Origin of the sequence: Bifidobacterium parmae (assembly GCF_002860365.1) — a bacterium.
GTDB classification, from domain to species: Bacteria; Actinomycetota; Actinomycetes; order Actinomycetales; family Bifidobacteriaceae; genus Bifidobacterium; species Bifidobacterium parmae.
In genome coordinates, this window is sequence record NZ_NMWT01000002.1 from 64,637 (window position 1) to 76,879 (window position 12,243).

The window sequence follows — 12,243 nt, forward strand, 5'->3', positions numbered from 1 at the left end:
GGGCTGCTGCGGCTACCCCTCAGTCGGCCTGTGGCTCTTAGGCTCCCCTGACAGGGGAGCCTAAGAGCCACAGGCGGGGCCGCGTAACGTGCGGGCACCGGCCGAGAAGAACGAGGAGCGAGGATGGGACTGTATATTCAGGGGCTCACGATGGGATTGGCGTATATCGCGCCGATCGGCATGCAGAACCTGTTCGTCATCAATTCGGCGTTGACGCGCACGCGCCGCAACGCGCTCATCACCGCGCTCATCGTCATCTGCTTCGACATGGCGTTGTCGCTGTCCTGCTTCTTTGGCGTCGGCGCGCTCATGCAGGCGCACCCGTGGCTGGAGCGCATCGTGCTTGGTCTCGGCGGCCTCGTCGTCATCCGCATCGGCCTGGGCCTCGTCATGGCGAGGAAATCCTCCGCTCCCGCCGGCGGGAGCTCCCGCGAAGCGGGTGAGGGTGGTCCGGCCGCAGGCCGTCCATCGGAGGCTGGGGTCCGTCCCGCCAGCCGCCCCGCCGCCCGCCTCGGCGCGCGCGGTCTCCTCGACACGATCGGCACCGCCTGCGCGGTCACCTGGTTCAACCCGCAGGCCATCATCGACGGCACGCTGATGCTCGGCGCGTTCGCAGCCACGCTGCACGCCGGCCAGACCACCCCGTTCATCACCGGCGTGGAGACCGCCTCCGTGCTGTGGTTCCTCGGCGTCACGCTCGTCGTCAACGCGTTCGCCCACAAGTTCAGCCCGAGGATCATCGATATCCTCAACCGTGTGTGCGGCGGCGTCATCACCCTCTACGGCGTCAAACTCCTCCTCGACTTCGCCCTCGCCGTCCTCTGACGCATCCCGTACGGGCATCCGCGAACCGTCCGGGATGCCTGGTGACGGTTCCGTTTCGCTAAGCGCCCCCTATGTGAAACGGGTGAATCGTGAGCTGTCCGTTTCGTTTCGCCGGGCTCGTCGGTGAGTCGTTCCGTCCGCGTGGTGTCCGTCTCGTTTCGCGAGGGATCCTATGCGTGAAACGGGTTGGCTGGGTGGTGGCCGTTTCGTTTCGCTGGGGCGAGGCGGGGCGGTTGTCTGATGTCCGGTTCGTTTCGCTGGGAGGGGAGTCCGCGGAATGGGCGGGGCCCGTGGTGGCCGGTTCGTTTCACGGGATGTTGTTGGCGAACCGGCTTGGTTGGGTGGTGTCCGGTTCGTTTCGCTGGGAGGGGACTTCGCGGAATGGGCGGGGTGCGTGGTAACCGAATCGTTTCGCTGGGAGGGGAGTCCGCGGAATGGGTGGGGCCCGTGGTGGCCGTTTCGTTTCGCGGGGGCGGGGCCGTGAGGGGATAACGGGCCGCTACACTGTTGGGGTGATGAATACGAATGGCAAGAACCCCCTGCGCATGCGCCGCAAGCCCGAAGTGCTCGCCCCGGCCGGCAACCTGCGCGGACTGAAGACCGCCGTCGACTACGGCGCGGACGCCGTCTACTGCGGCGGCAAGGCGTTCGGCATGCGCAGCGCCCCCAGGAACCTCAGCCTCGAGGACTTCGAGGAGGGCGCCCGCTACGCGCACGAACGCGGCAGCCGCGTGTACGTGACGCTCAACGTGCTGCCCCGCAACGCCGAGGTCGAGGCGATGCGCGACTACATCGGCCAGTTGAAGGACACCGGCATCGACGCGATGATCGTCACCGACATCGGCGTGATGATGATGGCCCACCAGATCGCCCCCGACGTCGAGCTGCACGTCTCCACCCAGGCCGGCGTCACCAACTACGGCGCCGCGCAGGCGCTCTACGAGTTCGGCGCGCGCCGCGTCGTGCTCGCCCGCGAGATGGACCTGCAGTCTGTGCGCGACATCCGCGCCCGCATCCCCGACGACATGGACATCGAATGCTTCGTGCACGGCGCGATGTGCATGGCGTTCTCCGGCCGCTGCCTGTTCTCCAACTACCTGACCGGCCGCGACGGCAACCACGGCGAATGCGCGCAGCCCTGCCGCTGGAAGTACTCGATCGTCGAGGAGAAGCGCCCCGGACAGTACTTCCCGATCGAACAGACCGAGGAGGGGGCGTACCTGTTCAATTCGCAGGACATGTGCATGCTCGACCACATCGACGACCTGATCGACTCCGGCGCGACGAGTCTCAAGATCGAAGGCCGTTCGAAATCCGCGTACTACATCGCCGCGATGACCAACGCGTACAAGACCGCCGTGAACGAGTACATGGTCCAGCGCGGCTTCGAGACCGCGGACGGCGACGTCATCACGCCGTTCCACGACCGCGTGATCCGCCCCGACGACCCCGATTTCGCGAACGTCGCCGACGACGCGATCGAAGCGAACGCCGACCGCGCGTTCGTCGGCGTGCCCGGCGAACCGCCGGTCGAAGGCGATGATTCCGGCGTTCCCGCTCCCGCCGGCGGGAGCTCCCGCGAAGCGGGTGAGGGTGGTCCGGCCGCCCCCGCATCGCCGAAGACCGAGGACGCGGCCGCACGCTCCGCCGGCGGCGCGCAGCTCGACCAACTGAGCTACAAGGCCCGCTCCGCCCGCCGCAAGTCGAACACGCGCGAGGAGGTGCTGCCGGAAGGCTGGCATCACGCGAAATGCCGTCCCGCGCCGCACGTCGAACTGCCCGAGTGGCTGCTCGACGAACCCGACAAGGTCGCTCACCGCGACTACTCCACCGGCTTCTACTACCCGGAACGCAAGGTGACGCAGAACACCAACCGCTCCGCCTACTTTCGCGCGTGGATGGTCGTCGGCGAAGTGCTCTCGTGGAGTCCGGAGCGCGGCGGCCGCGTGACCATCATGAGCCGCAACAAGATCGAACCCGGCCAGGACGTCGAATTCCTGCTGCCCGGCGAGAAGCCGCTCGCCTACACGGTGCCCGCCACCGGGCTCGAGGACGCGGACGGCGTGCCCGTCGCCGCGATCAACAACCCGGCGCACGTGTTCTCGCTGCCATGCCCGCACGAGGTGCCCGAGAACGCGGCCATCCGCTCGCGCACGAAGAAACCCACGCTGAAGGCCGAATAAGGAGACCACCATGAGTGAAATCGACGAGACGATCCTCGACTCGAACCAGATCAGCTCCACCGACAAGGCGGGCCGTCCCATCCCCGTCACCATCCCGATCGCGCTTGCGCCCGGCGTGACCGTCGTCTACACGACGCGTCTCGGAGGCCTGTCGACCGGCGACTTCGGCAACCTCAACCTGGGCGGCAAGTCCGGCGACGACCCGGAGGCCGTCCTGTCGAACCGCATCGCGCTCGCCGAGGCGGTCGGCGCGCGCCTCTCGCTCGTCTCGCAGGTCCACTCCGGCAGGGCCGTCGACGTGGACGAGGCGTTCGAGATCAACACGCCGTTCGGCTTCGACGTCTCCGGCACGCGCACCGGCGCGACCGCCGCCGAAGCGACCGGCGAGCCGACCGAGCCGACCATGCCGGCCGAAGCGTCCGCCGAAGCGACCGACGCCGCGCCGCACGTCGTCGAGGCCGACGGCCAGGTCACCGCGCAGACCGGCGTCGCGCTCGGCATGTTCGCCGCCGACTGCCTGCCCGTGCTGTTCGCCGACCCGGTGAGCGGCGTGATCGGCGCCGCCCACTGCGGCCGTCGCGGCCTGGAACGCGGCGTGATCCAGTCGACCGTCGACCTGATGGCCGCCAAGGGCGCGAAGCCGGAGAACATCGTCGCCACGCTCGGCCCGTGCATCTGCGGCGACTGCTACGAGGTGGGCGACGAGATCGCCGACACGTTCGTCAAGCGCTTCCCGCTGACCAAGACCGCGACGCGTTTCGGCGGCGCCGGCATCGACATCGCCGAGGCCGCGCGCATCGACCTCGCGTTCGCCGGCGTGCACCGCATCGTCGATTCGGTGCCGCGCATCCACGCCGCCACCGAATACCTGGAGGAGGACGCCGAACTCGCCGAACTGTGCCGCACCGACGGCGAGGGCCCGGCCGAATTGAGCGAGCGCATCGCGGCCATCCGCCACAGCATGTGCACGCTCGAGAACCCGCTGTGGTACTCGCATCGCCGTGCCGCGAAGGCCGGCAAGCGCCACGAGGGCCGTCTCCTCGCGCTCATCGTGCGCCACTGAGCCACTGAGCCACTGAGTGCTGATCGCTGGGTGCTGAGCACTCTGCCGCTGAGCTGCTGGGCGCTGGACACTGAGCCGCGGGCCGGCCCCATCCGCTCCCGCCGGCGGGAGCTCCCGCGAAGCGGGTGAGGGTGGTCCCGTGGTCCCGTGGTCCCGTGGTCCCGTGTCCCGCCGCCCGCCCCGCGCGTTCCGGCGGATATTCCGTGCAGATGCGCGTGTGACCTCCGTCACCGTTCCGGGGCGCGTTCTACGGTGGAGGCATTATGAGCGTAAGAGAGAACAAGAACCAGTCCGCGCCCGTCGTGGCGGTGGTGCTCGCCGCCGGATTCGGCACGCGATTCGACCCCGACAACCCCAAGCAGCTCGTCTCCGTCGGCGGCAAGCCGATCGTGTGCTGGAGCATCGAGGCGTTCGAGCGGTGCGCGCGCGTCACCGACATCGTCGTCGTCGTCAACCCGAAGGTGCGCGGCGAGGTGGAGCGGCTCATCGGCGAGGCCGGCTACGGCAAGGTGCGCGTCGTCATCGACGGCGGCGAGGAGCGCGTCGACAGCACGGCCGCCGCGCTCGGCATGCTCGCCGCGGCCGGCATCCCCGACGAGGCGAAGATCCTCATCCACGACGCGGTGCGCCCGTTCGTCGCCGAATCCGCGATCGACGGCTCGATCGACGCGCTCGACGAGTACGACGCCGCGACCGTCGCGTTCGCGTCCACCGACACCGTGCTGCTCACGCGCGACCTCGGCGACCGCAAGGTCGTCGCGAGCGTGCCGGACCGTCCGGACACGTACCGCGCGCAGACGCCGCAGTCGTTCCGTTTCGCGACGATCCGCCACGCCTACGAGCTGGCCGCCGCCGACCCGGACTTCCATCCGACCGACGACACGCGCGTCGTCGTCGACTACATGCCCGACGTGCCGGTCGCGATCGTCGCCGGCAGCGAGACGAACCTCAAGATCACGACGCTCGCCGACATCCCCGTCGCCGAGCGCATCGCCGCCGACCTCACGCACCATATGACGCGCGAGGAGGCGAAGGCGCGCATGCACGCCATGTTCGCCGGCGCCGCCGCCCAGATGCACCGCCGCTGACCGCGCGTCGTCAGGTCAGCCGTCACGCCCGGCCGCATGCCCGTATGCGGCCGGGCGTTCGCATATCGTTCCGGCGCGATGATTGCGTTTGTAGACGCTTGTAGAATCTTGTAGATTTTTGTAGACTGTTGTGCGGCGTGTAGATTCTTGTAGACTTTTGTAGATTTGGCGGTGGTCGCATGGTGAAGAAGCCGGTCGTGTCGAATCCGTTCAAACCGAGCGCGGGGCATCTCCCTCCGATTCTTATCGGCAGGGACGGCGTGCTCGATGATTTCCTCGAGGGGCTCGACGACGGTTCCGGGGCTCCCGGGCGTCTGATGCGCGTCACCGGGGCCCGCGGCGTCGGCAAGACGGTGCTGTTGGCCGAATTCCGGCGCATAGCGGAGGAGCGCGGCTGGCTGACCATCAGCGAGACCGCCTCCAAAGGCATGGCGCAACGGCTGCTCGACCACCTGAAGCCGGCGAAGGGAACATTCGAATTCACCGTGGAGCCGTCGGTCAACGCGTTCGGCGTCGGCGGCAGCCTCGGCGCGATGCGGTACGAACGCCAGCGCATGCCGCTCGATCTGCGCGACGCGATGTCGTTGCGGCTTGACGCGCTGGAGAGGCGTGATGCGGGTCTTCTGGTGACCGTCGACGAGGTGCAGGCCGCCGACCGTGACGACATGGTCGCCATCGCCACGGCCATGCAGCATATGGTCAGCGACGACAGGAACGTGGCCTTCGTGTTCGCCGGCCTGCCGTCGATGGCCTCCAAATGGCTGAACGACGAGGTGATGACGTTCCTGCGCAGAGCCCAGCCGGAACGGTTGGGGGATGTGGGGCTGATGGAGGTGTCCGACGCCCTGCATGACTCCTTCCGCCAGACCGGCATCGTGCTTGACGGCGAGCCGTTGCGCATCGCGGCGGAGGCCACGGCCGGGTATCCGTTCATGATCCAGCTGGTCGGCTACTCCATCTGGCGTATCGCCAATCGTTCCCGGCGGGGAGACGGCGACGCGGTGGTCTCGGAGGAGGACGCGCATCGCGGAGTGCGCGACGCGTTGAGCCGTCTCGGGGATACGGTGCATGGGCCGGAGCTCGACGGCCTTTCCCCCGTCGACAAGACGTATCTGCTGGCGATGGCGCAGGACGACGGTCCGGCGTCCACGTCCGTCGTGGCCCAGCGCATGGGCAAGAGCGTGAAATACGCGAGCCGATACCGCATGCGGCTCCTCGAAGCGCAGGTGATCGTGGACAAGGGGTACGGGAAAGTGGATTTCGCCATTCCCTATCTGCGCGAATACCTGCGCGAGCATGCCGCCTTCATCCGCATGTCGCTGGAACGATGACTGCGGGGCGGCGTGCGGACTCCGACGGCGGGTAGACTGGGGGCCATGCAACAGCTCAGTGTCGTGATCTCCGGCTTCGACCATTATGACGACGTGCGCGTCAACCCCTCCTACGAGGTGCCGAAACTGCTCGCCGAACGCGGCGTCGACGGGCTCGACGACGTGGACCTCACCATCCGCGCGGTGAGCCTGCCCGTCAGCTTCGCCAAGGCGTGGCCCACGCTGCTCGGCGCCATCGAGGAGGCGAAGCCGAACATCGTCATCGCCACCGGACTCAAGCACGCGGCGCGCGGCGTGATGATGGAGCGCTGCGCCACGAACCTCATGGACGCCGCCAAGCCGGACGCCGACAACGTGGTGCCGCGGCGCGAGCCGATCGACCCGGACGGCCCCGCCGCCTACTGGACGCGTCTGCCGCTGCGCGCGATCATCGCCGATTTCGCGCACGACGGCATCCCCGCCACGTTGAGCTCGGACGCGGGCACGTTCGTCTGCAACTCGCTGTTCTACAACCTGCTCAACTGGGCGCACGGCCAGGAGCGCGTGCTCGCCGGATTCGTGAGCTTCCCGCTCGTCAACGAGTCGCCCCACCCGCAGCATGGGCTGCCGCTGCGCCAGCTCGTCACGGCCGGCGGCGACGTGGTGCGCGAGACGGTGCGCTACTACCGTCGTCCCAGTTCGAAGGAGATCCTCATCGCATGAGTTGTGTCGCGTGAGTCACGTTGCGGAGGCGCGTGAGGCGCGTGCATTGCGTGCGTGAGTCACGTCGCGTCCGCCATGTCCGCCGATACAGCGGTTTCGCAGCGTGGCCGGGACGCCGCGACGCGCCGACGTCGAACAAAAGTGGGTAATGATGTGTGCATTGCGGGCGCGTCCAGCCCGTTTCCGGCCGCGATGGGATACGATTTTGCTCGATATGCCCGCATAGGGCGCATTATGGGTAGAGCGATGTGATGGAGCCGAAAGGACAGACATGGATCAGTTCCCGATCGTGTTGAGGGGTTACGACAAGGATAAGGTCGACGAGGCCTTCGCCGCCGCGCAGGAGCGCGTGCGTCAGGCGCAGCGCACGCTCGCCGGCATGCGCGAGCAGATCGCCGCCGGCGACGACCGCATCCTGCAGCTGCAGGCGCAGCTGGAGGAGGAGAAGAAGCGCAAGCCCGCCAACAACAGCTTCGCCTCGCTCGGCGCCAACGCCCAGCAGATGCTCGCCTCCGCCGAACAGACCAGCTCCGAGCTGCTCGAACGCGCCAAGGCGGACGCCGCCACCACGCGCAAGGCCGCCCAGGCGCAGGCGCAGACGCTCATCAACAACGCCAAGCTCGACGCCCAGCACATCATCGACGACGCCAACCAGCGCGCCTCCTCCACCCTCGACCAGGCGAACAACGAGGCCGAGACCATCACCACCACCGCCCGCAACGACGCCGCCCAGCTGCGCGCCGAGACCGCGAAGAACGTGACCGAGCAGCGTCAGACCGTCGAACTCGAGCTCAGCAACTCCCGCGAGGAGCATAACAAGAAGCTGGCCTCCGAGCGCGCCTCCCAGGAACGCGAGCTGTCCGACCTCAAGGCCACGGCCACCGCGCAGATCGCCGCCCAGCGCAAGAGCACCAACGAGGAGCTCTCCCGCCTCAAGTCCGAGGCGAACGACCAGATCGAGGCCGCGCTCGCCGAGGCGAACAAGAAGCTCGCCGACGTGCGCGAGCAGGTCTCCAAGATGATGACCGACGCCCAGCGCAAGGCCGGCGAGATCACCGACGAGGCCAAGTCGAAGGCGCAGGAGATCACCGACGACGCCGAAGTGCACCGCACCAAGACGATGAGCCAGGTGAACGCCGAGGTCCAGCAGATCCGCACCGACATCGCCGCCCAGCAAGAGGAGGCGACCAAGAAGGTCAGCGAGCTGCTCGACAACCTGGAGGAGCGTCGCACCGCCGCCAAGGCCGAGGCCGACAAGCTCGTCAGCCAGGCGAAGACCGTGCGCGAGGAGGCCGACTCCTACGCCGCGTCCAAGCGCGCCGACGCGGACGCCCAGGCCGCCGCCATCCTCAAGAAGGCGGGCGAGGACGCCGAGGCACAGATCGAGGAGCGTCGCACCGCCGCTCAGGTCGAGCTCGACGGCCTCAAGAAGAACATCCATGAGCTGCAGCAGCGCGAGGCGCAGATCACGCAGCGCGTCACCGAGCTGCGTTCCATGTTCGCCAACGCGTTCTCCGGATTCCTCGGCGACCCGGTCGCCGCGCCGGACGTGCCGGTGAAGAACGCCGTGCCCGCTCCGGAACCCGCGCAGCCGGCCGACGGCGACGGCGAGAACGCCGGCGACGGCGCCGAGACGGCGCCCGCCGCCGACGCGCAGGCCCCCGCTCCGGTCCCGCAGCCGGCCGACGCCGACTGAGACCGCGCCGCAACAAGGCGCTACGATGCCCGCCTCCCGCACGTATGCGCGCGGGAGGCGGGCGTCGTCGTTTTTCGAACGAGTCGCGTCCACCATGCGGAACGCCGCTTGCGCGGTTCCGCCACGGCACGACGGCGAGTAAGCTGGTTCCGGTTGTTATCCGCCCACAAGGAGAACAAGGAGATAATCGGATATGACTGAACTGCAGCCGTTGAGCAACGATGCATTGACCGTCCTGCGCGAGGATTTCGACGATGACGGCACCAACCGCATGGCGATGAACGCGGTGACCGCCGCCGGCATCGACACCGTCGCGAAGAACTACGACCGCGCCCGCCTGCTGCAGCGTCGATTCTCCACCGTCGTGGACAACGGCGACGCCACCCATCAGGACCGTTCCGGCCGCTGCTGGCTGTTCAGCTCCCTGAACGTGGCCCGCTTCGTCGCCAAGAAGAACCTGGGCCTCAAGGAGTTCGAGTTCTCCCAGAACTACGCGATGTACTACGACAAGCTCGAGCGCATCAACTACTTCCTGCAGGACGTGGCCGCCCTCGTGCGCGCCGGCGAACCCGCCGACTCCCGTCTCGTCCAGCACCTGCTCGCCGACGTGATGGGCGACGGCGGCCAGTGGACGATGGCGATGAACGTGTACAAGAAGTACGGCGCCGTGCCGAAGGACCTCTACCCGGAGACCGCCTCCTCGAAGAACACGGGCGCGATGAACACGCAGCTGCGCCACATGCTGCACACCGCGGTCGCGCACATGTTCGCCGCCGCCGCGGCCGGCGAGGATTCCCGCATCGACGAGATCATCACCGAGGCGCGCGCCGCCGGCCACCGCATCCTCACCATCCACCTGGGCGAGCCGCCGGTCTCCTTCGACTGGGAGTGGACCGACAAGGACGGCGAGTTCCACCGCGACGGCGAGATCACGCCGCAGGAGTTCTGGAAGAAGTACGTGGGCTCCGCCGATCTGGAAAGCTACGTCTGCCTCGTCGACGACCCGCGCAAGGAGCATCCGAAGGGCCGCAAGATCGCCATCGAGCATCTCGGCAACGTGGCCGGCGGCGATGCCACCGAGTACCTCAACGTGCCGAACCAGTTCATGAAGGACTGCGTGAAGAAGATCCTCGTCGAGCAGGGCATCCCGGTGTGGTTCGGCGCCGACTGCCACCCGTTCATGGACCGCGAGTCCGGCGCGTGGGCGACCGACCTGTTCGAGTACGGTTCGATCTACGACTTCGACTTCGACCTCGACAAGGAGGAGCGCGTGCGCTTCGCCGACTCCGCGATGAACCACGCGATGGCGTTCGCCGGCGTGGATGTCGCCGAGGACGGCTCCACCCGCCGTTGGCGCGTCGAGAACTCGTGGGGCACGAAGATCGCCGACAAGGGCTACTTCACGATGAGCGACGACTGGTTCACCGAGTACGTCTACGAGGTCGCCGTCCCCAAGGCGCTCCTGCCCGAGGAGTACCTCAAGGCCCTCGACGAGGAAGCCATCTCCCTGCCCGCATGGGATCCGATGGGCGCACTCGCGTGAGAAAGAGCCCGGTGGGCTCTTTCGCGAGTGCGCCGAGCCGCGACAGCGGCGAGGAGATATTGAGTCTGCCGAAGGCAGTCAATAATTGCAGGGCTCGGAGAGCGTTGGCCTGAGGGCGAGAGCTCCTGAGCCGACATGCCGTATAGCGGACAGCCCGGTGGGCTGTCCGTAGGCATGGCCCGCGGTCGTAAGACCGCGGGGGACGGCGAAGGCAGGTTTGAGTCTCGCCGCAGGCGAGTCCGTAATTGCAGGACGCACTCGCGTGAGGAAGCACCTTAATGCGCGAAGAGCTCCCGACTTCTTCCGGCCGGCCGTTCCACGAAACGGCCGGCCGGTTTCGCATTTCGGGCGCGGCACACTACAGTGAAGTGGTCGCCGCACGGTGCGGCGCGTATCGCGCATCGCATGTCGCATGCGCTTGTATCGAATGACTCATGGTCAAGAAAGGAGAGTCGGCATGGCAGCACTTCGTGGTCCGGATAGTTCCGAGGACGCGCGTCGTTTGGGGGAGCAGGCCGTCTTTCCCGAGACCGTCGACGTCAACATCCGTCAGCTCGATCCGATTCCCGCGCCGCGCGCGTTCCTGAGGGAGCTGCCGCTCACCGATGCGATGAGCGAGCTGGTGCTCACCTCCCGTCAGCAGATCCGCGATGTCCTGCACGGCCGCGACGACCGTCTGCTCGTCATCGTCGGCCCCTGCTCGATCCACGATCCGAAGGCGGCGCACGAGTACGCACAGAGGCTCGCCGCCGTGAACCGCGAACTGAACGACCGTCTGCTCATCGTCATGCGCGTGTACTTCGAGAAGCCGCGCACCACGATCGGCTGGAAGGGCCTCATCAACGATCCTGATCTCGACGGCCGGTTCAACATCCGCAAGGGCATGTGGCTGGCGCGCAAGGTGCTCACCGACGTGCTCAATCTCGGCCTGCCCACCGCGACCGAATGGCTCGACCCGATCACCCCGCAGTACATCTGCGACCTGATCAGCTGGGGTGCGATCGGCGCACGCAACACCGAATCGCAGGTGCACCGCGAGCTCGCCTCCGGCCTGTCGATGCCGGTGGGCTTCAAGAACGCGACCGACGGCTCGATCAAACCGGCCGCCGACTCCTGCTATGCGGCCGCGTTCGAGCATCATTTCCTGTCCATCAATCTGGACGGCCGCGTCATCTCCGCGGAGACGAAGGGCAACCCGGACTGCCATCTCGTGCTGCGCGGCTCGAACCACGGGCCCAACTACGACAAGGCATCCGTCGCACAGGCGTTGGAGGATCTGAGGAAGTCGAAGGCGTCCGGCCCCAGCGAGCATGGTCTCATCATCGACGCGGCGCACGGCAACTGCGGCAAGGACGAGGTGCGCGAGGCCGAGGTCGTCGAGGAGATCGCGCAGCGCGTCGCCGAAGGCGAGCCGGGCATCCTCGGCGTGATGATGGAGAGCTTCCTCGTCGCCGGTCATCAGAAGCCGGCGCCGCTCGACCAGCTCGTCTACGGCCAGTCGGTCACCGACTCCTGCGTGCCGTGGGACCGCACCGAGGAGCTGCTGCACACGCTCGCCGACGCCGTCGCCGCCCGTCGCGCCGCCCGCGACTGACCATCCCCGCGTCAAGCGGCCCCCATTTCCGCCCCCATCGGCGGGCAGGCGGACACGATCGGTCCCGCGTCGCAGGGGCCCATTTCCGCCCCCGCCGGCGGGGGCTGTCGGCGAAGCCGACTGGGGGTGGTCGCGTTGCGTCGCGTCCAAGAACCACCCTCAGTCTCGCTGCGCGAGCCAGCTCCCGCCGGCGGGAGCCTTGTGCGTTGTTTGCTTCA

General features: G+C 67.7%; 9 protein-coding genes. All 9 read left to right on the forward strand.

Going from position 1 to position 12,243, the window contains the following annotated elements; translation table 11 throughout:
- The first annotated feature begins 123 nt into the window (after positions 1–123).
- Complete coding sequence (locus tag Uis4E_RS01340) at positions 124–825, forward strand: LysE/ArgO family amino acid transporter (protein ID WP_101621462.1); 702 nt, start codon at positions 124–126, stop codon at positions 823–825.
- Between the two features lie 515 nt (positions 826–1,340).
- Positions 1,341–3,008: a peptidase U32 family protein gene (locus Uis4E_RS01345; RefSeq protein ID WP_101621463.1), complete on the forward strand. Its 1,668-nt coding sequence runs from the start codon at positions 1,341–1,343 to the stop codon at positions 3,006–3,008.
- 10 nt (positions 3,009–3,018) lie between these two features.
- Positions 3,019–4,071, forward strand: a complete 1,053-nt coding sequence (locus Uis4E_RS01350) for a purine nucleoside phosphorylase YfiH/LACC1 family protein (RefSeq protein ID WP_101621464.1) — start codon at positions 3,019–3,021, stop codon at positions 4,069–4,071.
- Positions 4,072–4,334: 263 nt separating this feature from the next.
- Positions 4,335–5,159 carry an IspD/TarI family cytidylyltransferase gene (locus Uis4E_RS01355; RefSeq protein WP_101621465.1) on the forward strand — a complete coding sequence of 275 codons (825 nt, stop codon included), beginning with the start codon at positions 4,335–4,337 and terminating at the stop codon, positions 5,157–5,159.
- 179 nt (positions 5,160–5,338) lie between these two features.
- Positions 5,339–6,490: an ATP-binding protein gene (locus Uis4E_RS01360; RefSeq protein ID WP_101621466.1), complete on the forward strand. Its 1,152-nt coding sequence runs from the start codon at positions 5,339–5,341 to the stop codon at positions 6,488–6,490.
- A gap of 45 nt (positions 6,491–6,535) precedes the next feature.
- The gene (locus Uis4E_RS01365; RefSeq protein WP_101621467.1) at positions 6,536–7,192 is read left to right on the forward strand and encodes a pyroglutamyl-peptidase I; all 657 of its coding nucleotides are present in this window, start codon (positions 6,536–6,538) and stop codon (positions 7,190–7,192) included.
- A gap of 271 nt (positions 7,193–7,463) precedes the next feature.
- Positions 7,464–8,888: a cell division protein gene (locus Uis4E_RS01370; RefSeq protein ID WP_101621468.1), complete on the forward strand. Its 1,425-nt coding sequence runs from the start codon at positions 7,464–7,466 to the stop codon at positions 8,886–8,888.
- A gap of 193 nt (positions 8,889–9,081) precedes the next feature.
- Positions 9,082–10,431, forward strand: a complete 1,350-nt coding sequence (locus Uis4E_RS01375; RefSeq protein WP_101621469.1) for a C1 family peptidase — start codon at positions 9,082–9,084, stop codon at positions 10,429–10,431.
- A gap of 457 nt (positions 10,432–10,888) precedes the next feature.
- The gene (locus Uis4E_RS01380) at positions 10,889–12,025 is read left to right on the forward strand and encodes a 3-deoxy-7-phosphoheptulonate synthase (RefSeq protein ID WP_101621470.1); all 1,137 of its coding nucleotides are present in this window, start codon (positions 10,889–10,891) and stop codon (positions 12,023–12,025) included.
- The last annotated feature ends 218 nt before the right edge of the window (positions 12,026–12,243 follow it).

What these genes read in the sequence shown, in the direction of transcription:
- Uis4E_RS01380 (WP_101621470.1), top strand. Translation starts at nt 10,889, where the DNA reads ATGGCAGCACTTCGTGGTCCGGATAGTTCCGAGGACGCGCGTCGTTTG.
- Uis4E_RS01375 (WP_101621469.1), top strand. Translation starts at nt 9,082, where the DNA reads ATGACTGAACTGCAGCCGTTGAGCAACGATGCATTGACCGTCCTGCGC.
- Uis4E_RS01345 (WP_101621463.1), top strand. Translation starts at nt 1,341, where the DNA reads ATGAATACGAATGGCAAGAACCCCCTGCGCATGCGCCGCAAGCCCGAA.
- Uis4E_RS01360 (WP_101621466.1), top strand. Translation starts at nt 5,339, where the DNA reads ATGGTGAAGAAGCCGGTCGTGTCGAATCCGTTCAAACCGAGCGCGGGG.
- Uis4E_RS01340 (WP_101621462.1), top strand. Translation starts at nt 124, where the DNA reads ATGGGACTGTATATTCAGGGGCTCACGATGGGATTGGCGTATATCGCG.
- Uis4E_RS01370 (WP_101621468.1), top strand. Translation starts at nt 7,464, where the DNA reads ATGGATCAGTTCCCGATCGTGTTGAGGGGTTACGACAAGGATAAGGTC.
- Uis4E_RS01350 (WP_101621464.1), top strand. Translation starts at nt 3,019, where the DNA reads ATGAGTGAAATCGACGAGACGATCCTCGACTCGAACCAGATCAGCTCC.
- Uis4E_RS01365 (WP_101621467.1), top strand. Translation starts at nt 6,536, where the DNA reads ATGCAACAGCTCAGTGTCGTGATCTCCGGCTTCGACCATTATGACGAC.
- Uis4E_RS01355 (WP_101621465.1), top strand. Translation starts at nt 4,335, where the DNA reads ATGAGCGTAAGAGAGAACAAGAACCAGTCCGCGCCCGTCGTGGCGGTG.